19 protein-coding genes are annotated in these 21,424 nt (G+C 72.2%); 3 read left to right on the top strand and 16 right to left on the bottom strand.

Annotated features, from left to right (window positions below):
• Window positions 1–41: 41 nt before the first annotated feature.
• Window positions 42–1,040 (top strand): LacI family DNA-binding transcriptional regulator, encoded by a 999-nt coding sequence (locus AB7F12_RS25550; RefSeq protein ID WP_428498150.1) that lies wholly within the window; start codon window positions 42–44, stop codon window positions 1,038–1,040.
• Window positions 1,041–1,316: 276 nt separating this feature from the next.
• Here AB7F12_RS25550 and AB7F12_RS25545 read toward each other — a convergent pair whose 3' ends face one another.
• The 14 genes from AB7F12_RS25545 to iolC all read right to left on the bottom strand — a co-directional run bounded on the left by AB7F12_RS25545 (window position 1,317) and on the right by iolC (window position 16,338).
• On the bottom strand, window positions 1,317–2,303 hold the full coding sequence (locus tag AB7F12_RS25545; protein ID WP_428498149.1) for a Gfo/Idh/MocA family protein: 987 nt from the start codon (window positions 2,301–2,303) through the stop codon (window positions 1,317–1,319).
• The gene (locus AB7F12_RS25540) at window positions 2,300–3,172 is read right to left on the bottom strand and encodes a TIM barrel protein (RefSeq protein ID WP_428498148.1); all 873 of its coding nucleotides are present in this window, start codon (window positions 3,170–3,172) and stop codon (window positions 2,300–2,302) included. Before AB7F12_RS25540 ends, AB7F12_RS25545 begins: the two co-directional genes overlap by 4 nt.
• Window positions 3,169–4,203 (bottom strand): Gfo/Idh/MocA family oxidoreductase, encoded by a 1,035-nt coding sequence (locus tag AB7F12_RS25535; protein ID WP_428498147.1) that lies wholly within the window; start codon window positions 4,201–4,203, stop codon window positions 3,169–3,171. Before AB7F12_RS25535 ends, AB7F12_RS25540 begins: the two co-directional genes overlap by 4 nt.
• Window positions 4,200–5,084, bottom strand: a complete 885-nt coding sequence (locus AB7F12_RS25530) for a sugar phosphate isomerase/epimerase family protein (protein WP_428498146.1) — start codon at window positions 5,082–5,084, stop codon at window positions 4,200–4,202. The genes AB7F12_RS25535 and AB7F12_RS25530 overlap by 4 nt, the downstream gene beginning before the upstream one ends.
• 3 nt (window positions 5,085–5,087) lie before the next feature.
• Window positions 5,088–6,104: a Gfo/Idh/MocA family oxidoreductase gene (locus tag AB7F12_RS25525; RefSeq protein ID WP_428498145.1), complete on the bottom strand. Its 1,017-nt coding sequence runs from the start codon at window positions 6,102–6,104 to the stop codon at window positions 5,088–5,090.
• Window positions 6,105–6,118: 14 nt separating this feature from the next.
• Window positions 6,119–6,934 carry an ATP-binding cassette domain-containing protein gene (locus tag AB7F12_RS25520; protein ID WP_428498144.1) on the bottom strand — a complete coding sequence of 272 codons (816 nt, stop codon included), beginning with the start codon at window positions 6,932–6,934 and terminating at the stop codon, window positions 6,119–6,121.
• A 3-nt stretch (window positions 6,935–6,937) separates the two neighbouring features.
• Window positions 6,938–8,014 carry an ABC transporter permease gene (locus tag AB7F12_RS25515; protein ID WP_428498143.1) on the bottom strand — a complete coding sequence of 359 codons (1,077 nt, stop codon included), beginning with the start codon at window positions 8,012–8,014 and terminating at the stop codon, window positions 6,938–6,940.
• 93 nt (window positions 8,015–8,107) lie between these two features.
• The gene (locus tag AB7F12_RS25510) at window positions 8,108–9,094 is read right to left on the bottom strand and encodes a substrate-binding domain-containing protein (protein ID WP_428498141.1); all 987 of its coding nucleotides are present in this window, start codon (window positions 9,092–9,094) and stop codon (window positions 8,108–8,110) included.
• Window positions 9,095–9,243: 149 nt separating this feature from the next.
• Window positions 9,244–10,167, bottom strand: a complete 924-nt coding sequence (locus tag AB7F12_RS25505; protein ID WP_428498140.1) for a TIM barrel protein — start codon at window positions 10,165–10,167, stop codon at window positions 9,244–9,246.
• The gene (locus AB7F12_RS25500; protein ID WP_428518013.1) at window positions 10,167–11,663 is read right to left on the bottom strand and encodes a CoA-acylating methylmalonate-semialdehyde dehydrogenase; all 1,497 of its coding nucleotides are present in this window, start codon (window positions 11,661–11,663) and stop codon (window positions 10,167–10,169) included. Before AB7F12_RS25500 ends, AB7F12_RS25505 begins: the two co-directional genes overlap by 1 nt.
• On the bottom strand, window positions 11,660–13,561 hold the full coding sequence (iolD, locus tag AB7F12_RS25495; protein WP_428518011.1) for a 3D-(3,5/4)-trihydroxycyclohexane-1,2-dione acylhydrolase (decyclizing): 1,902 nt from the start codon (window positions 13,559–13,561) through the stop codon (window positions 11,660–11,662). The genes AB7F12_RS25500 and iolD overlap by 4 nt, the downstream gene beginning before the upstream one ends.
• The gene (gene iolB / locus AB7F12_RS25490; RefSeq protein ID WP_428498137.1) at window positions 13,558–14,427 is read right to left on the bottom strand and encodes a 5-deoxy-glucuronate isomerase; all 870 of its coding nucleotides are present in this window, start codon (window positions 14,425–14,427) and stop codon (window positions 13,558–13,560) included. The genes iolD and iolB overlap by 4 nt, the downstream gene beginning before the upstream one ends.
• The gene (locus tag AB7F12_RS25485; RefSeq protein ID WP_428498136.1) at window positions 14,424–15,323 is read right to left on the bottom strand and encodes a Cgl0159 family (beta/alpha)8-fold protein; all 900 of its coding nucleotides are present in this window, start codon (window positions 15,321–15,323) and stop codon (window positions 14,424–14,426) included. Before AB7F12_RS25485 ends, iolB begins: the two co-directional genes overlap by 4 nt.
• A complete protein-coding gene (gene iolC, locus AB7F12_RS25480) occupies window positions 15,316–16,338 on the bottom strand; it encodes a 5-dehydro-2-deoxygluconokinase (RefSeq protein WP_428498135.1) in 1,023 nt (340 codons plus the stop codon). The genes AB7F12_RS25485 and iolC overlap by 8 nt, the downstream gene beginning before the upstream one ends.
• A gap of 166 nt (window positions 16,339–16,504) precedes the next feature.
• On the opposite strand from iolC, the gene AB7F12_RS25475 reads away from it, so the two are divergent.
• On the top strand, window positions 16,505–17,266 hold the full coding sequence (locus AB7F12_RS25475) for a GntR family transcriptional regulator (protein ID WP_428498134.1): 762 nt from the start codon (window positions 16,505–16,507) through the stop codon (window positions 17,264–17,266).
• 98 nt (window positions 17,267–17,364) lie between these two features.
• On the opposite strand, the gene AB7F12_RS25470 is transcribed toward AB7F12_RS25475, so the two are convergent.
• Complete coding sequence (locus AB7F12_RS25470; protein ID WP_428498133.1) at window positions 17,365–18,957, bottom strand: FMN-binding glutamate synthase family protein; 1,593 nt, start codon at window positions 18,955–18,957, stop codon at window positions 17,365–17,367.
• A gap of 215 nt (window positions 18,958–19,172) precedes the next feature.
• Between AB7F12_RS25470 and AB7F12_RS25465 the strand changes: the two genes are divergently transcribed.
• On the top strand, window positions 19,173–19,406 hold the full coding sequence (locus AB7F12_RS25465) for a hypothetical protein (protein ID WP_428498132.1): 234 nt from the start codon (window positions 19,173–19,175) through the stop codon (window positions 19,404–19,406).
• 103 nt (window positions 19,407–19,509) lie between these two features.
• Here AB7F12_RS25465 and AB7F12_RS25460 read toward each other — a convergent pair whose 3' ends face one another.
• Window positions 19,510–21,411 carry a primary-amine oxidase gene (locus AB7F12_RS25460; RefSeq protein WP_428498131.1) on the bottom strand — a complete coding sequence of 634 codons (1,902 nt, stop codon included), beginning with the start codon at window positions 21,409–21,411 and terminating at the stop codon, window positions 19,510–19,512.
• Window positions 21,412–21,424: the final 13 nt, after the last annotated feature.

Here is a 21,424-nt window from a genome sequence, read left to right as displayed (position 1 = left end):
GAGCCGTCACCGTCGCTTGTCAAGACATGCAGGGGGAGTGGATGGCCGATCGACGGCCACGCCTGGAGGACGTCGCCGCCGAGGTCGGGGTCTCGACGGCATCGGTGTCACTCGTGCTGCGCGGCGTTCCCGGGCCCAGCGCCGAGACCCGGGGAAAGGTCCTCGAGGCCGCCGCCCGCCTCGGCTACCGCGCCGACCGCGCCGCCAGCCTCCTCGCACGGCGCCGCAGCCGGCTGCTCGGCGTGATGCTCGAGGTCCGCAGCAGCTTCCACGCCGAGCTCGTCGAGGACCTCCACGAGGTCGCCGAGACCCGCGGCTACGACCTCGTCCTCTCCACCGTCACCCGCACCCGCGACGAGGCCCGCGCCGTCGAGACCCTCGTCGACTCCCGCTGCGAGGCGCTGATCCTGCTCGGCCCCGACGCCCCCGCCGCCCGGCTGGCCGCGCTCGACGCCCAGCTGCCCGTCGTCGTCGTGGGTCGCCCGATGCCCGCGACGGCAGGCGTCGACGTCGTGCGCGCTGCCGACGACGAAGGGACCGCCCGCGCCGTGGAGTACCTCGCCGGGCTCGGCCACCGGGCGATCGTCCACGTCGACGGCGGCCCCACCGACATCGCCGCCGGTCGCGTCCGCGGCTACCGGGAGGCGATGGGGCGCTTGGGGGCGGAGCCCCGCGTCGTTCCCGGCGACCAGTCCGAGGAGGCCGGCACGGCCGCGGCCCACACGCTCCTGGACGGCGAGCTCCCGACCGCCGTCGTCGCCTTCAACGACCGCGTCGCCGTCGGCCTGCTCGACGTCCTGATCCGCGCCGGCATCGACGTCCCCGGGCAGGTGTCGGTGATCGGCTACGACGACAGCCCGCTCGCCCGCCTCGCCCATGTCGACCTCACGACGGTCAGCCAGAACACCCACGAGATGACCGAGCGCGCCGTCGAGCTGGCGGTGGAGCGCCTGGAGGGCACCCGGACCGAACACCGCGAGGTCGTCCTGCCCCCGACCCTGGTCGTTCGCGGCACCACAGCCCCACCCTGTGAGCGGTAACGGTCGCTGTGGCGACCATTACCGCGCACGAGGTCGCGGGCGGCGCGACGGCCCGCAGCCGGACGCGACCCCAACCCGCGCCGATCCGGTGCGTGGGGCGACGAATCCGTCGTCTGACGCGCCGGATCAGGGGCCGAGCTTTCCGGGTGCGGCCACCGGTTCGGGATCACCGTGGGCCGGGGTGAGCTGACTTCGGGACCTGCGCGTCACCCCTGGCGCCCATGTCCCGCAGACGATGATCACAACTGGATGCATCGGCCCAGGTCAGGCCTCCACTCACAGGGGGCGGGAGGGGCGCGGGGACAGGCCGGCGGCCGCGTAGGCGGCGTCGATCAGTTCTGCCGTCGCCACCGCGTCGTCGACGTCCAACGGGAACGGCTTCTCGCCGCGCAGGTGCGCGCCCAGCGCCTCCAGCTGGTACGTGTACGTCGAACGGGTGCCCAGGTGCTCGACGCGTTCCCGGCCGTCGATCGTCACCGTGATGCGGTCGTCCTGTTGCGGGAGGACGATGTTGTGCGCCAACGCCTCCCCGCGGCTGCCGACGACGCGGCAGGTGATCTGCCAGAAGTCGGACGCCATGTGGCAGTGGGCGAGGCCGGTGGTGCCGTCGGCGTGGACGAGGTCGGCCTCGAGCCACTCGTCGACACCCGGGTGCCCGGCCCGCTCCCCGGCCCGCGCCGACACCACCGCCGGGGAGGACCCGAGGAACCGGTGCAGGTGCAGGGCGTAGCAGCCGAGGTCCATCGTGGCGCCGCCGGCGAGGTCGAGCTGCCACCTCGGGTCGGAGTCCGGGGGAGCGGGCATCCGGAAGTGCGTCTCGATCCGCTGCAGCGTGCCGAGAGAACCCGACTCGACGAGAGACCGAAGACGGAGCGCCACCGGATGGTGCACGTAGTGGAAGCCCTCGACGATCGTCACCCCGGCGGCGACGGCGGCGTCGCGCACCGCGCGTGCCTCGGCGGCGTTGGAGGCGAACGGCTTCTCGGTCAGGACGTGCCTGCCCGCCTGCACGGCGGCGAGGTTCCACGGCCCGTGGAAGGCGTTGGCCAGGGGGTTGTAGACGACGTCGACCTCGGGGTCGGCGACCAGCTCGGCATAGGAGCCGACGACGCGCTCGACGTGGTGAGCGGCGGCGAAGTCCTTGGCGCGGGCGGGGTCGCGGGCGGCGACGGCGACCAGCCGGTCGCCGGTGGCGCGGGCGGGGTCGACGATCGCCTGCCCGGAGATGCGGGCGGCGCCGAGGACACCGATGCGCAGGGTCATCCGAGCAACCCTCGCAGGTGGGAGACGCTGGTCCGGACATCGGCCACGGGGCCCTCGCCGCGGGGCTCCTCGGTGAGGATGGTGTCCTGTTCCAGGACGTACCAGCCGTCGTAGTCCCTGCCGCGCAACGAGTCCACGATGGACGCGAAGTCGACGTCGCCGGTGCCGAGCGGGCGGTACATGCCGTCGCGGACGGCGTCGGTGTAGCTGCGCCGCCCGTCCTGGACCTGGCGCGCCATCGAGGCGTCGACGTCCTTGAAATGGGTGTGCGCGATCCGCTCGGGGGCCTGGCGGGCCAGTGACGCGGGGTCGGTGCCGCCGATGAGCAGGTGCCCGGTGTCGAGGCAGAGCGCGATGTCGGAGCCCTCCAGGACGCGGCGGACGTCGTCACCGTTCTCGACCATCGTCCCGACGTGCGGGTGCAGGACGGCCTGGACGCCGGCGGCGGAGGCGACGGCGGCGAGCCGGTCGAGGTTGCCCAGCAGCGTCGCCCAGCCGCCGGCGTCCAGCTCCGGACGGGAGTCGTAGCCGTCCTGGCCGGTGATCGCGGAGAGCACCATCGTCGACGAGCCGGTCGCGGCGTAGGCCCGCAGCAGCTTCTCGACCTCCGGCACGGGGTCGTGCCCGGCGACGTGCAGCAGCAGCGGGGTGAAGCCGCCGATGGCGTCGAGGTGGTGTCGCTGCAGCACCGATGCCATGGCGGCCGGCGAAGCGGGGAGGAAGCCGTCGGGGCCCAGCTCGGTGGCCGACAGCCCGACCTCCTGCATCTCGGCCAGCACGCGGGCCGGGGGCAGCTGATGTCCCCAGCCGGGTACCTCGCACACGCCCCAGGAGATGGGGGCGCCGGCGATCCGGTCGCGAGCGGTCATGCCGGGACCTCCGAGGAGTAGTCGATCCCGGCGGCGGTGCGGCGCGGGCTGAGGCGGACGGGCGCCCCGGTGCGCCAGGACCGGGTGGCGGCCTCGGCGAGGTCGGAGGCGGCGATGGCGTCGCGGCCACCGGCGAGCGGCTCGGTGTCGGTGAGGACGCAGCGGGCGAACGCCTCCAGCTCGGCAGCGTAGGCGTAGGGGTAGCGCTGCTCGAAGTCGCGCACCAGGTCCCGCGAGGCGAGGCCGGGAGTGCGCCACTCGTAGCCGTGGCGGTGCGGGGCGTCGATGCGTGCGGTGGCGGCGGTGCCCATCACCTCGGTGGAGCACTCGTAGCCGTAGCCGGCGCTGCGGCTGTTGTCGATCACACCGAGCGCGCCGTTGTCGAAGCGCAGCACGACGACGGCGGTGTCGATGTCGCCGAGGCGGGCGAACTCCGGGTTGGCGGCGGCGCCGTGGGCATGGACCTCGACGACCTCGCCGACGAGCCAGCGGGCGACGTCGAGGTCGTGGACGGTGACGTCGGTGAAGAAGCCGCCGGACCCGGTGAGGAACGACGCCGGGGGAGAGGTCATGTCACGCAACGAGGTCCGGAAGAACGTGACCTCGCCGAGCTCGCCGTCGTGGATGCGGCGCGCGGCGGCGGCCCAGTCGGGGTCGTAGCGGCGGTGGAAGCCGACCTGCAGCAGCACCCCGGCCCGTTCGACGGCCTCGACCGCGGCGACGGCCGAGGCCCGGTCGGCCGAGACGGGTTTCTCGCAGAACACGGACCTCCCGGCGTCGGCTGCGGCCTCGACGAGGGGGGCGTGTGACGCCGTGGAGGTCGCGACGGCGACGGCGTCGCAGGCGTCGAGGAGCTCGTCGAACGAGGCGGTCCACGGCACGTCGTACTCGGCGGCGGCCTGCTCGGCGACGACGGGGTCGACGTCGTAGACACATGCCAGGATGGCCGACGGGCAGCGCCCGGCGAGGTTGCCGAGGTGGACGCGGCCCATCCGGCCCAGGCCCGCGAGCCCGATCGCGACCCGGCTCATGACTCTGCCTCCGGATCCGATGTGCCGAGTTCGGTGGTGACCCGTTCCAGCATCCGACGGTGGATGCCGTCGGCGTCGTCCTCCCAGCCGAAGACGCAGACGGTGGCGATGCCGTCGAACTGCAGGTCGCGCAGGGTGCCGAACACGGAGTCCCACGGGACGTCGCCGGTGCCGATCTCGTTGTGCTGGTGGATGCGCGCGTCGACGCCGGGCGGGTTGAGGATGTAGCGGTTGCCGACGCCGGCGCGGTGGTTCCAGCAGTCCGCGAGGTGGACGTGGCGCAGCTTGGGCGCGGCGTAGCGGAGCATTCGCTCGGCGTCCCCGACACCGTCGGAGAGGTGGAACGCGTGCGGCGCACACCAGACGTAGCCGACCCACGGCAGGTCGAGCCCGCGGACGATCTGCACGGCGTCGTCGTTGGTCTCGGCGAAGTCGTAGGGGTGGGCCTCGATGTTCAGCGAGATGCCGAGGCGCTCGAAGTCGGGCGCGAGCTCCTCCATCGACCGGTAGAACGCGTGCTCGGAGCGGCGCGCGTCGTTCGGGTCGCCGGACAGCTCCGTGTTGACGAGAGGGCAGTCCAGGTCGGAGGCGATCTGCAGGAGCCGCCGCCAGTTGCGGACCTGGGCCTGGCGTTCCTGCTCGTCGGGGCTCGACCAGTCGAACACGGGCACGAGGCTGGCGAACCCCACGCCCGTCTCCGCGGCAGCTTTCCGGGCGTCCGCGATCAGAGCAGCGTCGGCCTTCGGGTAGCGGTGCCAGAAGAACCAGTCGGCGCGCGGCGAGAGCTCCAGCCACCGGTACCCGAGGTCCGCGGCGCGGCGCAGCTCCTCCGGTACCGACAGCTGCGCGTGGTACATGTGCGGGTCGAGCGCGATCCGCACGCCTCAGCTCTCCTTGTAGAGGTCGGGCCGCTCGCGCATCGTCACCGGCTCACGCACCCCGGAGGCCAGCGCGCGCAACCCGGTCTCGCACGCGACGGTGGCGGCGTAGCCGTCCCAGGCGCTCGGCCCGGTCGTGCCGCCGGCGGCGACGGCGTCGATCCAGGCCTGGAACTCGGCGTCGAACGCGCGGACGAACCGCTCCCGCCAGTCGGTGGGGACCCGGCCGCCGAAACGCCCGGCGCCCTTGACGATCGCGCCGGCGCTCTCCGACAGCTCGACGGTGCCGTCCTCGCAGACGACCTCGCCGCGGATGTCGTAGCCGAACCCGGCGTTGACCGAGGCCTCGACGTCGACGATCACCCCCGACGCCATCTCCAGCAGGACGAGCAGCGGGTCGTTGAAGCCCGCGCGCGCCTTGCTCGACACCCGCGGCTTGAGCACGGTCACCGCGGCGATCTCGTCGTCGAACATCCAGCGGGCGACGTCGATGTCGTGGACCGTGGAGTCGTTGATGATCATGTCGCTGGTGAAGAAGTCCGGCACCGACGGGTTGCGGTGCGCGGCGTGCATGACCAGCGCAGCCCCGATCTCCCCGCCGGTGACGACGGCCTTCATCGCCCGGTACTGGTCGTCGTAGCGGCGCATGAAGCCCACCGACACGAGCCGGCGCCCGGTGGCGACCTCGGCGTCGACGATGCGCGAGCAGGCGTCCTCGGTGGTGGCGAGCGGCTTCTCGCAGAACACCTGCTTGCCGGCCGCGATCGCCGCGAGGACGTAGCCCTCGTGCGTCGGCCCCCACGAGGTGACGACGACGGCGTCGACCGCCGGGTCGGCGATGAGGGCCTCGCCGCTGTCGTGGACGGTGGGCGATCCGGGGAGGTCGGCCGCGACCGTGCGGGCACGGTCGAGGTCGACGTCGGTGACCGCGGCGACGCGCGCTCCCGACAGGACATGGGTGAGCCGGCGGATGTGGTCCTGGCCGATCATGCCCACGCCGATGACGCCGACGTCGATTGTCACTGGGAGGTCCCTTTCTAACGCTTGAGCTCGTGCTGGAGCTCCTGGAGCTCCTGGCCGCCCGCCATCTGCGTGGTGAGCTCCTCGAGGGAGACCTCGGCACGCTTGCGGTCGAGCACGCAGCGGCCGAGCTTCAGGATGATGAAGTGGTCGCCGACCATGTAGGCGTGGTGCGGGTTGTGGGTGATGAACACGACGCCCAGGCCCGCGTCACGGGCGGCGGCCGTGTACTTGAGCACGACGCCGGACTGCTTGACGCCCAGCGCAGCGGTGGGCTCGTCGAGGATCAGCACGCGGGCGCCGAAGTACACCGCACGCGAGATCGCGACGCACTGGCGCTGCCCGCCGGACAGGGTTCCGATGGGCTGGTTGATGTCCTTGACGTGGATGCCCATCTTCTTGAGCTCCTCGTCGGCGATCTCGCGCATGCCCTTGATGTCCAGTGGCGCACCCGGGTAGTTGCCCTTGCGGATCTCCGAGCCCAGGAAGAAGTTGCGCCACACCTCCATCAGGGACACGACGGCGAGGTCCTGGTAGACGGTCGCGATCCCGACGTCGAGCGACTCGCGCGGTGAGGCGAACTGGCGCACCTGGCCGTCGACCTTGAGCTCGCCCTCGGTGTGCGGGTGCAACCCGGAGATGATCTTGATCAGGGTGGACTTGCCCGCGCCGTTGTCGCCGAGGACGCAGGCCACCTCGCCGGCGTTGACGGTGAGGTTGATGCCCTCGAGGGCGCGGATGGCGCCGTAGGCCTTGCCGACGCCCTGCATCTGTACCAGGGGTGTGCCGGCCTTCAGGTCGGATGCCGCGTGTTCGGCGATCGTGTCGGTCATGGTCTACCGCCTCCGGTTCGAGAGGTTCTTGACGTAGAGGTTCACCAGCACGGCGAGCAGCAGCATCGCGCCGAGGAACGCCTTGAACCAGTTGGGGTCCCAGCCGGCGAAGACGATGCCCTGGGTCACCATGCCGAAGATGAACGCGCCCAGCGCCGAGCCGATCGCGGAGCCGTAGCCACCGGTCAGCAGGGCGCCGCCGACGACCGCGGCGATGATGTAGATGAACTCGTTGCCGACACCCAGGCCGGCCTGCACGGACGAGAAGTTGAACAGCAGGTGCATGCCCAGGAACCAGGCGCAGAAGGCGACACCCATGAACAGGCCGATCTTGACCCGCTTGACCGGCACGCCGACCGCGCGGGCGGACTCCTTGTTGCCGCCGGAGGCGAAGATCCAGTTCCCGGTCTTGGTGCGCAGCAGGATCCAGGTCGCGACGGCGACGAACAGCAGCCACCACAGCACCGTGATCTTGACGGTGATGAACCCGAGGTTCAGGTCGCCCGCGAAGACCGCCCGGGCCGAGGCGAAGCCGTCGAGCCGGTCGATGTTCGTGGTGGCCACGGTGCCGGTGACGAGCTTGGTGACACCGAGGTTGATCCCCTGCAGGACGAAGAACGTGCTGAGTGTGATCAGGAAGCTGGGGATGCCGGTGCGCATCACCAGATACCCGTTGACGAACCCGATCGCGAGCGTGATCAGCAGACTGACCAGCACGCCCACCCAGACGTTGAGGCTGAACTGGTAGGCGATCATGGCCGAGGCGAGGGCCGCGGTGGCGACGGAGACACCGGCGGACAGGTCGAACTCGCCGCCGATCATCAGCATCGCGACCGCGACGGCCACGATGCCGATGGTGGAGCTCGCATAGAGGACCGTCGCGAAGGCGGGCAGCGTCCGGAAGGGCGCGGCGACGGCGAAGAAGAAGATGAAGATCGCGATCGCGGCCGCCAGCGCCCCGATCTCGGGACGGGCGAGCATTCGGGCGGCGAAGGAACGCTGGACCCGGACCGGCTCGTCCACGCCCGACGTGGGTGGCGAGGGTTCCGGCGACGGCTCTGTCTCCACGGATGTACTCATCGCGTGCTCCAGGGGTGTGACTCGGTGACTCGAGGTGGGACGTCGGGAGGGTTCCCGCGGAGGCCGGGGTGTACCCGGCCCCCGCGGGGCGACTCAGCGCGTGTTGTTCGCGGCGTACGTCGCGATCTTCTCGATGTTGGACTTGTCGACGAACGACGGACCGGTCAGGACCGGCTTGCCACCGCCGATGTCGTTGCCGTTGGTCAGGTTGAGCCACAACGCCTGCACCGCCATGTAGCCCTGGACGTAGGGCTGCTGGTCGATCGAGAACTCGATGGTGCCGCTCTTGATGGCGTTCGCGACGTCGGCGTTGAGGTCGAAGGTCACGATCTTGGCCTGGCTGTTCGCACCCTGCTTGGCCTGCATTGCGGCGAGTGCGATCGGCGCGCCGAGGGTGACCACGTAGGTGATCGACGGGTCCTGCTGCAGCTTCGCGCCGATGGTCTGCTGCACCGACGGCAGGTCGGTGCCGTTGACCTGGAGGTTCTCCGTGTTCGGGAAGGTGGCCTTCACGCCGGCGCAGCGCGCTTCGAGCGCGACGCTGCCCTGCTCCTGCACGACGCAGATCGCCTTGCCGCCGGGGGTCATCTTCTGGCCCGCCGACTGGCCCGCGAGGGTCTCGTCGGAGCCGAAGTACATGCCGATGCCGTACTTGGTGTACTCGTTGATGCCGGAGTTGAACGCGACGGTCGGGATGCCGGCCTGGACCGCCTTCTGGGCGGCGGGGCCGACCTGGTCGGCGTAGGCCAGGGTCACGGCGAGACCGTCGACCTTGGAGTCGATCGCGTTCTGCACCAGCGTCGCCTGCTGCCCGGCGTCGTTGTTGTTCGAGTACTTGAGGGTGACGTTGAGCTCCTTGGCGGCCTGCTCGGCGCCGGCCCGGATCTTGTCCCAGAAGGAGTCACCCGGTGCCTCGTGGGTCACCATCGCGATCGTGTACTGCTGGCCGCCGGCGTTGCCGACGGCGGGGGCGCCCGAACTGCTGTTCTCGTTCGCGCCGCCCTGGCTGCTGCACGCGGCCAGAGCCGCGCTGAGCGCGGCCACCACGGCCAGCCCACGCACCGCCATGCGCTTTCTCATCGTTGAGATTTCCCTTCGGAGGACGTCAGCCCGGACCGGGCTGCAAGGGGACTGCAAGGGGACCGCGATGTCGGTCCTGCGGTGGAAGTCGGTACTGCGGACGTCGGTACTGCGGAAGTCGGTACTGCGGTGGAGTTGCTACTGCGGTGTCAGTAGGGCCAGCGGCGTACCGGCCCGAGCCCGCAGCCGCGGAGGTAGCCCGCGGTCCGGGCGCCGATCGGCAGCGGGATGTGCGGCTCGACCGGGTAGAGGTCCTGCTCGACAACGGTGAACAGGTCGGTGTCGACGGCGGCCAGCGCGTCGAGCAGGGGTGGCATGGCCGGTTCGCCGTAGGGCGGTTCGACCATGACACCCAGCGGTACCGCCTCGGCCAGCGAGAGCTTCTCGCGGCGTACGCGGTCGCGCACGACGGGATCCACCTGCTTGAGGTGGACGTACCGGATGCGCTCGGGGAACCGCTCCACGATGGCGACGTTGTCGCCCTCGCAGTAGGAGATGTGCCCGGTGTCCAGGCACAGGTTGACGAACTGCGGGTCGGTGTCGGCGAGGAACCGTTCGACGCGGACCTGGGTGTCGACGTGGGTGTCGGCGTGCGGGTGGAAGACGAGGTCGACGCCGTGCTCCTCGGCGAGGATGCGCCCGAGCCGGTCGTAACCGGTGGTGAGGTTCTTCCACTGGTCGGGGTCGATGTCCCCGGCCTGCGTCGCCTCGCCGGTGTGCATGTCGGTGTACTGCTCGGGCAGCAGCACGAGGTGGCGGGCGCCGACGGCGGTGAGCAGCCGGGCCTCCTTCGCGCAGGCCTCGACCGCGTCGTCGAGGGCGTCGGCGCCGCGGTGCAGGCCGGCGAAGATCGTCCCGCCGCACACCTTCAGGTCGCGGGCGGCGAGCTCGTCGCGCAGCTGCGCCGGGTCCTGCGGCATGAACCCTGTCGGGCCCAGCTCGGTCCAGGAGTAGCCGGCCTGCGCGATCTCGTCGAGGTAGGTCTGCCAGCCGACCTGGTGGGGGTCGGCGGCGAACCACACGCCCCAGGAGTCGGGGGCGGTGCCGAGGGTGAGCTTGTCGAGGGAGGTCATCACTTTGCCGTGGGGAAGTGGAAGCCGGCCTCGCTCGCCGCGGCGACCTGCGGCCAGCGCGACGTCACGACCTTCGCGCGGGTGTAGAACGCGACGCCCTCGGGGCCGTGGATGTGGGACTGCCCGAACAGGGAGTCCTTCCAGCCGCCGAACGAGTAGTAGGCCATCGGGACCGGGATCGGCACGTTCACCCCGATCATCCCGACCTTCACCCCGCGCTGGAACCGCCGCGCCGCCTCGCCGGAGGAGGTGAAGATGGCGGTGCCGTTGCCGTAGGGGTTGGCGTTGATCAGCGCGATGGCCTCGTCGACGGTCGACGCGCGCACGACCGCCAGCACCGGGCCGAAGATCTCTTGCGCGTAGACGTCCATGTCGGGGGTGACATTGTCGAACACGGTGGGGCCGACGAAGAAGCCGTCCTCGTGGCCTGCGACGGTGAGCCCGCGGCCGTCGACGGTGAGCGTCGCGCCCTGGGCCTCGCCGGTGCCGATGAGCCCGACGATGCGGTCGCGCGCTGCGGCGGTGACGACGGGGCCCATCTCGGAGGTGTCGTCGCGGCCCGGGCCGACCTTGACCGCGCGGGCCTTCTCGGCGACGGCGGCGACGAGCTCGTCGCCCGCCCCGCCGACGGCGACGGCCGCGGAGATCGCCATGCAGCGCTCGCCCGCCGAGCCGAACGCGGCGGCGACGAGGTGGTCGGAGGCGAAGTCGAGCGGGGCGTCGGGCAGCACGACGGCGTGGTTCTTCGCCCCGCCCAGTGCCTGCACCCGCTTGCCGGCGGCGGTGCCGCGCTCGTGGATGTAGCGGGCGATCGGGGTGGAGCCGACGAACGAGACCGCGGCGACGTCGTCGTGGTCGAGCAGGGCGTCGACGGCGGTCTTGTCGCCGTGCAGCACGGTGAACACGCCGTCGGGCAGCCCGGCCTCGGCCCACATCTCGGCGACGAGCATCGACGCCGACGGGTCGCGCTCCGACGGCTTGAGGACGAACGTGTTGCCGCACGCGATCGCCACCGGGTGCATCCACATCGGGACCATCACCGGGAAGTTGAACGGCGTGATGCCCGCGCAGACGCCGACCGGCTCGCGGAAGGAGTACACGTCGACGCCGGTGGAGACCTGGTCGGAGAAGTCGCCCTTGAGCAGGCTCGGGATGCCGCAGGCGAACTCGACGACCTCGAGGCCGCGCTGCACCTCGCCGCGGGCGTCGGAGACGACCTTGCCGTGCTCGTCGGAGACGACCTCGGCCAGCTCACCGATGCGGGCGTGGACGATCTCGCGGAACGCGAAGAGGACCCTGGTCCGGGCCGACAGCGACGACTGGGACCAGTCCTCGAAGGCCGCGGCGGCCGAGCGGACGGCGGCGTCGACGTCGGCGACGTCGGCGAGCACCACCTCCGCCTGCTGCGCCCCCGTCGCGGGGTTCCACACGGGCGCGGTGCGGCCGGACGTCCCGGTCTCGGGCTTGCCGCCGATCCAGTGGGTGATGGTCCTCAACGGTCGTCCCCTCCTGACGCAGGACCCAGCAGGGGCCGCTGCGACGCCTTGGCGTGCTCGTAGGTCTTGCGTGCCTCGCGGGTCGAGTCCAGTGCGGAGACCTCGGAGACGGGCACGTCCCACCAGCTCTCCGGCGACGGGACCGGCGCGCGCGGGTCGGTCTCGATGTGGATCGCCGTCGTCCGGTCCGACGCCCGCGCCGTGGCGATCGCCTCGCGCAGCTCGGCGATCGTGGCGACCCGGATGACGTCGGCGCCCAGGCTCGCGACGTTGGCGGCCAGGTCGACGGGCAGTGTGTCCCCGTCGAGCTCGCCGGTCGCGGGGTCGCGGTAGCGGTAGGACGTGCCGAACCGCTGGGAGCCCAGTGACTCCGACAGCGACCCGATCGAGGAGAAGCCGTGGTTCTGCACGATCACGAGGTTCAGCTTGATCCCCTCGGACACGGCCGTCACGATCTCGCTGCTCATCATCAGGTAGGAGCCGTCGCCGACCAGGGCGAACACCTCGCGGTCGGGGGCGGCCATCTTGACCCCGAGGGCGCCGGCGATCTCGTAGCCCATGCAGGAGTAGGCGTACTCGACGTGGTAGGCCTTCTCCTCGCGCGCCCGCCACAGCATCTGCAGGTCACCGGGCAGCGAGCCGGCCGCCTGGACGACGACGTCGCGCGGGTCGAGGACGTCGTCGAGCGCGCCGAGTACCTCGGTCTGGGCGGGCAGCGGGGTGTGGCCGAGGTGGTAGGCGTCGTCGACGACGCGGGTCCAGCGCTCGCGGTGCCCGGTGTAGGCGGCGAGGGCGGCCTCGCCGACGCGGTACCCCTCGACCGCGTCGGCGAGCGCCTCCAACCCGCCCCGGGCGTCGGCGACCACCGACGCCCCGGCGTGTTTGCCCGCGTCGAACGCGGCGACGTTGAGGTTCACGAACCGGACGTCCGGGTTCGCGAACGCCGTGCGTGAGGCGGTGGTGAAGTCGCTCCAGCGGGTCCCGACGCCGATGACGACGTCGGCCTCGCGGGCGAGCGCGTTGGCGACGGGGGAGCCGGTCGACCCGACACCGCCGACGGCCTGCGGGTGGTCCCAGAGCAGCGCGCCCTTGCCGGCCTGGGTGTCGGCGACCGGGATCGCGGTGGCCTCGGCGAAGGCGCGCAGGGCGTCGTAGGCCTGCGAGTAGTGGACGCCGCCGCCGGCGACGAGCAGGGGGCGCCGGGCCCCACGGATCAGTGCGGCCGCGCGGGCGACCGCTGCGGGCTCCGGGACGGGCCGGGCGATGTGCCAGACCCGGCGGTCGAACAGCTCCTCGGGCCAGTCGTGCGCCTCGGCCTGCACGTCCTGGGGGAGCGCGATCGTCACCGCGCCGGTCTCGGCCGGGTCGGTGAGCACGCGCATCGCACCCAGCAGCGCCGACGGCAGCTGCTCGGGCCGCCAGACCCGGTCGAAGAAGCGCGAGAGCGGGCGGAAGGCGTCGTTGACCGAGACGTCGCCGGTGTCGGGGCGTTCCAGCTCCTGCAGGACCGGCGACGCGACGCGGGTGGCGAAGACGTCGCTGGGCAGCAGCAGGACCGGGATGCGGTTCGTCGTCGCGAGGGCCGCGCCGGTGAGCATGTTCGTCGATCCCGGGCCGATCGACGCGGTGCACGCCATGGCTTGGCAGCGGTTGCGCATGCGGGAGTAGCCGACGGCCGCGTGCACCATGCCCTGCTCGTTGCGGGCCAGGTGGTAGGGCAGGTCGGCCTCGCCGGTGCGGGCGGCCTGCAGCAGCGCCTGCCCGACGCCGGCGACGTTGCCGTGGCCGAAGATGCCGAAGCAGCCCGGGATCAGCCGCTGCTCGACGCCGTCGCGCTCGCTGTACTGGTTCGCGAGGAACCGCACGAGCGCCTGGGCGACGGTGAGCCGGACGGTCACTGAGATGCCTCCGTCGTGGTCGTGAGGGGCAGCCGGGGGTCGATCTCCTGCGCCGCCCAGGTGTCGCGGACCCAGCCGTGGGCCGGGTCGTCGCAGATCAGCCACGCGCGCTCGGGGTCCGGGCCGGCCATGACGTTGAGGTAGTACAGGTGGTAGCCGGGCGTGGCCATCGACGGGCCGTGCCAGCCGTGCGGGATCAGCACGGTGTCGCCGGAGCGGACCTCGGCGCAGACGTCGATCTCGCGGCCGGGCCCGGAGGTGTAGACGCGCTGGAAGCCGGGGCCGCCGTCGGCGACCTCGAAGTAGTAGATCTCCTCGAGCCGGGCCTCGCCCTCGCGGGCCTCGTCGTGCTTGTGCGGGGGGTAGGACGACCAGTTGCTCTCCGGCGTCAGCACCTCGACGGCGATGAGCTTGTCGGCCTCGAACGCCGCCGGGGTGCAGAAGTTGTTGACCTGCCGGCTCGACTGCCCGGCACCGCGCAGCTCGACCTGCACACCCTCGGCGGGGCCGTAGCGCGCGGGCAGCCGCCGGGTCGCGCGGGCGGCGGGCAGCGCGAACCGGCCACCGGCCGCCGACGACACCGTCACCCGGGCGTCGCGCGGGGCGTAGGCGAAGTCGGTGACGCGGGTGAAGACGCCGCGGCGCCCGGCCAGCTCGAAGGTCTCGCCGTCGACCTCGACGACGCAGGACCCCGACAGCGGCAGCACGACCGTCTCGTCCTCGCCGGTGGCGAAGGTGGCGCTGCCGCCGGCGGGCAGGTCGAGCACGCGCAGCGAGCTGTATCCCCACCCCGCGGACTCGGGCGTCACCACCAGATCGAAGACGCCGTCAGCGGTGTCCCCGTGTCGCACGACGAACTTGTTCACAGGATCCCCACCGCCGTGTCGACGGCCTTCGCGACGTCGTCGCCGGGCGGGTAGAGCAGCGACCGGCCGATGACCAGGCCCTGGACCGTCGGCAGCGCGAGGGCCTTGGCCCAGCCGGCGACGGCGGCGTCCTGGTCGTCGGCGACCTCGCCGCCGAGGATGAGCGCCGGCAGCGTGGTGGCCTCCATGGCCCGTTCCATCTCGTCGACGATCGGCACCTTCAGCCATGTGTAGGCCGACGTGGTGCCCAGACCGGCCGCGACGGCGGTCGCGCGGACCATCGCGTCGGCGGTCAGCTCGTTGCGGACCCGGCCGCCCGCGTCGCGGTGGGAGATGAAGGGCTCGATCATGGCCATCAGACCGTGCCCGGCCAGGGCGCTGACCGCACGTCCTGACGCCTCCAGCGTCGCGACGGTGCCGGGGTCGTCGGGGTCGATGCGGGTGAGCATCTTGCCGCCCTCGAACCCGGCGGCGGCGATGGCGGCGGCGTCGTAGGCGGTGAAGCGGTCGTCGATCTCGAACGCGGTGCCCGCGAGCCCGCCCCGGTTCATCGACCCGACGACGACCTTGCCCTCCAGCGCCCCCAGCAGGAGCAGGTCCTCGAGGATGTCCGGGGTGCCGAGCACGCCGTTGACGCCCGGCCGGGCGAGCGCGACGCAGAGCCGGTCGAGCAGGTCGGCGCGGTCGCCCATTGCGAGGGGCTTGTCGCCGGCGCGCAGCGCGCCGCGGGCCGGGTGGTCGGCGGCGATCATCATCAGCTTGCCGTGCTCGGCGAGGACCGAGTCCGGTCGGGCGCGGCGGGCGGCGGCCTCGGCGATCAGCGCCGGGCGGTGGACCCGGGTCTCGACGAGATCGCCGAGGCCGAGCCGGCCCGGCGTGGCTGCGGGGTCAGGCACCGACGACCTCCTCGATCCGCGTCCCCGCCAGCACCGCGTCGACCTCGCCGGTCGTGGGCATGGCGTCGGAGCAGGCCAGCCGCGAGGCGACGATCGCGCCCGCGACGTTGCAGAACCGCATCGCGTGGTCGAGCTCCCAGCCCGAGAGCATCGCGTGGCACAGCGCACCACCGAACGCGTCGCCCGCGCCGAGACCGTTGACGACCTCGACCGGCACCGGCGGCACCTCGACCTGGCCGGGCACGCCCTCGGCCAGCAGGGGTGACCCGCCGGTCGCCGACGCGAGCACACCGGCCGGGCCCTGCTTCACCACGGCCAGCTCGATCCCCGCGTCGTGCAGGGCGGCGGCGGCCGGACGCGGCTCGCGCTGCCCGACGGCGGTGTCGCACTCGTCGAGGTTGCCGACGGCGACGCTCACGTAGGGCAGGGCCTGCGCATAGGCGGCGCGGGCGTCCTCGCGCGAGGACCAGAACATCGGCCGGTAGTCGAGGTCGAGCACCGAGAGCCCGCCGCCGTTCTCGGCGCGCATGCGGAGCGCGGCCAGGGTCGCCGAGCGGCTCGGCTCCTCGCACAGCCCGGTGCCGGTGACCCAGAGGACCGATGCGCCGCACACGGCGTCGCGGTCGAGCTCGTCGGTGCGGATCTGCAGGTCCGGCGCGGAGGGACGGCGGTAGAAGTAGAGCGGGAAGTCGTCGGGCGGGAAGATCTCGCAGAAGGTGACGGGCGTGGGCAGGTCGGCGACGGGACGCACGAGCCGGTCGTCGACGCCGTAGCCGCGCAGGGCGTCGTGGAGGAACTCGCCGAACGGGTCGGCGCCGGTGCGGGTGTCGATCGCGACGCGGCGCCCGTGGCGGGCCGCGGCGACCGCGACGTTGGCGGCGCTGCCGCCGAGGTACTTGCCGAAGGTCTCCACCTGGCGCAGCGAGACGCCGATCTGGAGCGGGTAGATGTCGACGCCCAGGCGGCCCATCGTCAGCACGTCGAGCGTGGCCGGGCCGCTCATCGGGCCGGTCATCGGGGTGGTCCCAGCTGCATCGCTGTCGGTCCCTTCCGTGCCGCCGAGGAGTCCGACCGGCACGGCGATAGATGTACGCTCGCCGCACTAGCACGTCAATACTTTGTCCTGACATACTCACAAACAAGCGTCAGGAACATTCGAACGGAGCACCGGGGTGGAACGTATGGCCGAGGACGTCCGCGGTGGTGACATCCGCTATCCCGATGTCGTCATCGACCGGGAGAGCCCCGTACCGCTCTACTTCCAGGTCGCGTCCCGGCTGCAGCAGCAGATCGAGAGCGGCGAGATGCCCGTCGGCAGCAGGCTGGAGAACGAGATCGAGCTGGCCGACCGGCTCGGCGTCTCCCGCCCCACGATGCGCCGCGCGATCTCCTACCTGGTCGAACGCGGGATGCTCGTCCGCAAGCGCGGCGTCGGCACCCAGATCGTGCACCCCAAGGTGCGCCGGCCCGTCGAGCTCACGAGCCTGCACGACGACCTGCTCAAGAGCGGCCAGGAACCCCGCACGGTGGTCCGGGAGGCGCGCGTCGTCGCCGCCCCCGACGACGTCGCCCAGGCCCTCGGCATCCCCTTCGGTGCCGACGTCACCTGGATCGAACGGCTGCGCTACGCAGGCGACGAGCCGTTGGCGCTCATGCACAACGCGGTGCCGACGTCGGTGCTCGAGATCGACCCCGAGGCGCTGGAACGTCGCGGTCTCTACGACCTGCTCCGCGCCGGCGGGCACGCGCCCCGGATGGCCAAGCAGGTCGTCGGGGCCCGGACCGCGACCTCGGCCGAGGCCCGGCTGCTGGGTGAGCAGCGCGGCGCGGCGGTCCTCACGATGACCCGCACCGCGTGGGACGAGGCGGGCCGGGCCGTCGAGTACGGCTCCCACGTCTACCGCGCGAGCCTCTACAGCTTCGAGCTGAACCTGACCACGTAGGACCCCGTGCGCGGCAACGCTCACGGCGACCGTCCGCGCACGCCCCCGACCAGCTGCGCAGCCGCCGCGACACCGTCGGGCGCCGGGCCGGGGCCGGCTCAGGCCTTGCTGCGCCCGAAGTGCTCGGCCGACGCGAGGTTCCAGTCGCCCGCCCAGCCGCGCGGTGGCTCGGCGAGCAGCTCCCCGTTCGCCAGCCAGTCGAACAGCTCGGCGTAGGAGCGGGTGTCCATGTGCCCGATCCGGCGGCGCAGCTGGTGCGGCCCGAGATCGGCCGGCCCGCGCGAACCCATCGACCCCATCAGGCGCTGCGCCTCGGCGACCGTCGCCTGCTGGAAGCGGCGCACCCGCTCGCCCTTGTCGTCGACGTCGAGCGCCGCCGCCCGCCGCGGGTCCTGGGTGGCGACGCCGACGGGACAGGTGTTGGTGTGGCAGCGCTGGCTCTGGATGCAGCCGGTGGCCATCATCATCGCCCGCGCCGAGTTGGTGAAGTCGGCGCCCTGGATGAGGCGTTTGACGATGTCGGAGCCGGTGGAGACCTTCCCGGACGCCCCGACCCGGACGCGTTCGCGCAGCCCGACGCCGACGAGTGCGTTGTGGACGGTCATCAGGCCCTCGGTGAGCGGCGCGCCGACGTGGTCCTCGTACTCGGGCGGGGCCGCGCCGGTGCCGCCCTCCGACCCGTCGACGACGACGAAGTCCGGGCCGGTGCCCTCGGCGACCATGGCCTTGCACAGGGCCAGGACGTCGACGCGAGAGCCGACGCACAGCTTGATGCCGGTGGGTTTGCCGCCCGCGAGCTCCCGCATCCGGGCGACGAAGCGCACCAGCTCGCGCGGTGTGGTGAAGACGCGGTGCGCTGCCGGGCTCACGCACGTCTCGCCCTGCGGGACACCGCGGGCGGCCGCGATCTCCGCCGACACCTTGGGGCCGGGCAGCACGCCGCCGAGGCCGGGTTTCGCGCCCTGGCTGAGCTTGAGCGACACGCACTTCACCGCGGGGTGGGCGGCCTTGGCCGCGAACAGGTCCGGGTCGAAGCCGCCGTCGGGGGTGCGGGCGCCGAAGTAGCCGCTGCCCAGCTCCCACACCAGGTCGCCGCCGTGTTCGAGGTGGTGGCGCGACAGCCCGCCCTCGCCGGTGTCGTGGGCGAACCCGCCGGCCGCGGCGCCCTTGTTCAGGGCGAGGATCGCGTTGGCCGACAACGCCCCGAAGCTCATCGCCGACACGTTGAGCAGCGCCATGTCGTAGGGCTTCGCGCAGTCGGGGCCGCCGACGCGGACCCGGTGGGGTTCCTCGGGCGGGGGTAGGGGCACCGTCGCGTGCAGCAGGTACTCGTAGCCGACCTCGTTGACGTCGTGCTCGGTGCCGAACGCCTTCTCCCCGGCGGTCCCCTTGGCGCGCTGGTAGATCAGGCTGCGGGTGTCGCGGTCGAACGGGCGCCCGTCGACGTTGCGCTCGACGAAGTACTGCTGGATCTCGGGCCGGATGCTCTCCAGCAGGTAGCGCAGGTGCCCGACGACCGGATAGTTGCGCAGCACGGCGTGGCGGCGCTGGACGACGTCGTACACCGCGACGACGAGCAGGGCGAGCAGGACCGCGGCGGCGGCCCACCAGCCGGGGCCCAGCACGGTCGCGGCGAGGACGGCGAATGCGCCGAGGACGGCGAGCGTCCCGATCATCGCGATGCGCAGCACGGCGACACGCTAGACCCGCGCCCGCGCGCCCGCCCGCCCGCTCCCCGCCGGCGCGAACCGGTCAGGCCGGGGCCCCGCCGATCGGGTCCGAGCCGGGGGCCGGCGTTGTTCCGCGGCACCAACCGTGGTCGGCGCGCGTTGGGCCGCGACACATGTCGGGGGCGCCCGCACCGTCGATAGCGTGACGGGACGGTTGCCGAGGGAGAGGTGTCGACGTGGACGTAACCCTGCGCCCGCTGGTGGACGAGCTGTCGCGCCTGTCCGGGGCCGTCGACAGCGAGCGTGCCGCCGCGGACCGGGCCCTGATCGAGCACCTGCGCGTCGAGGTCGCGGCGTTGCGCCGCGCCGTCGCCCACCTGCGGATCTCCCACCAGCCCGTCCCCGAGGCCCTGCGCCCGGTCGTCGCCCGCGCGATGGTCGAGACCTCGGAGCTGGCCCAGGCCGGCTGACCCGGCCCCACACACTCGCGCGCAACCTCATCGCTGCCCGCAACGGCGCGGAGCAGCAATGAGGTTGCGCGCGATGTCGTGCGCCGGCACCTCGTGAGCAGGGTCAGCCGCTGCAGTGGTCGGTCACCGTCGGCGGGACGTCGAGGGCCGGGTTGCGGTCGAAGAACCCCGCCGGCTTCAGGACGAAACCGGTGTAGTCGACCGGCATGACGGGCCAGTCCTCCGGGCGCGGGAAGTGCGTGAGCCCGAAGGTGTGCCAGACGACGATGTCCTCGCCGTCGACGGGGCGGTCCGCCTGCACCCACGCCGGCAGCCCCGCGCCGCCGGGGTTCTGGTTGACGAAATCGCCCGCCGAGTAGCGCTCCGCCGGGTCGTACTGCGTGACCCACAGGGCCTTCGTCGAGAACGCCGCCCGGGCCGCGATCGACGACGCGTCGTCGGCGAGCAGCGTCGGCTGGCCGGTGGGGTGCAGGACGTAGCCGACCTCCTGGCCCAGCGCGTTGCGCTTGTCCGGGTTGACGATGTGCCACACCCGCGCCGACGCCGCGTTGGCCTGGCGCTGCGCGTCGGACTCGCGCCGCAGCCGGGTCACGCTGCGCCGGAACGCGTTGCCGTACGGGTTGCCCTCGCCCATCGGCACCCGCTGCGCCTCGACCTCCTCGACGGCGTTGGCCACCCCGTCGACGGTCATGTCCAGCCGGGCGGAGAACAGGTGCTGGTGGAACGGCGCACCCAGGCCCGGGGCGATCTCGGTCGCGTACTCGCCGGGCGTGCCGGAGGTGAACACGATGCCGGTGGCCTTGCACTCCAGCTCGATCGTGCCGTCGAGGTAGAGGTACCAGTAGAAGCCGTAGTCGTAGTTGCCGATCGGGGTGAAGAAGCTGATCACGAGACGGCGCTGGCGGCGGGTCTCGCGCGAGCCGGTGAACATGTCCGAGTGCTTCCAGAGGACGCCGTAGTCCTCCTCGTGCATGCAGATCGCGTTCTGGATGGTGCGCGGGTTGCCGAGGTCGTCGGCGATGACGGCGTCGGTGTAGTGGATGTCGCCGAGGCAGTCGCAGCCCAGCTGCAGCGAGTCGGAGTAGCGGGCGAACATGTACTCGCCGCAGTCGAAGTAGTTCTGCCAGAACCGGACCGGGGCCGGGTCGGCGTAGGGCACGACCATCTCCGCGACCGAGGCCCGGTAGCAGATGGGCCGGTCGTCGAAGGCGATCTGGTGCAGGGTGAGGCCCTCGCGCTCGTTGAACCCGATCCGCAGGTCCCACTTGCCCCAGCGGACGTGGCCGTCCTCCACGGTGAAGGACCTGCCCTGTGGCTGGGTGATCTCGATGGGCTTGAGCGAGTCTAGCGGCGGGCCCTGGACCTCGGGGTCGTCGAAGTTGCCGGAGGTCGCGGGCACGGGGTGCGGCGCCTCGTCGACGATCCGGTCGACGCTGCGCCGGGTCAGGTCGACGTAGGCGACGAGGCCGTCGATCGGGTGCGCCCACGGGTGGTCGCGCTCGTGGTCCTGCTGGAACCCGAAGGCGCGCACGATGCGCCGCCCCACCTCGTCCGGGTAGTCGTAGACGCCCGCGGAGAGCGGCACCGCGCGCACCGACGCGGGTGCGATCCCGCGTTCCTGCAGCGCCGCGACCCAGCCGGCGTCGGCGTTGAGGATGTCCTCGATCATCTCGAACTCGGTGTCGATGATCGGGGGCTGGCCGTCGACGGGCGGGTCCAGCTCACGGTTGGACACCACGCTGCGGCTCCTGGTCGAGACCACGGTGTCCCACGAGCGGCCGGTCGAGATGTCGAGCAGGACGGCGCGGAAGCGGCGGTCGCAGTCCCCGCCGGCGAGGACCTCGGACTTCGTGGGCTCCTCGGGCGCGAAGAAGGCGTAGCGGACGTGCTCGGTGAGCAGCCCGGCGTCGGCGAGCACGTCGCGGACGGTGGCGACCTCCTCGGCGGTCGTCATCGTCAGCGGGTGGCCGGTGGTCGATTCGGTGCGGGACTCGGCGAGAGTCATGGCGGTCCTTTCC

This window comes from Pseudonocardia sp., from assembly GCF_050250275.1.
Lineage (GTDB): Bacteria > Actinomycetota > Actinomycetes > Mycobacteriales > Pseudonocardiaceae > Pseudonocardia.
This window is presented reverse-complemented; position numbering and strand designations above follow the sequence as displayed.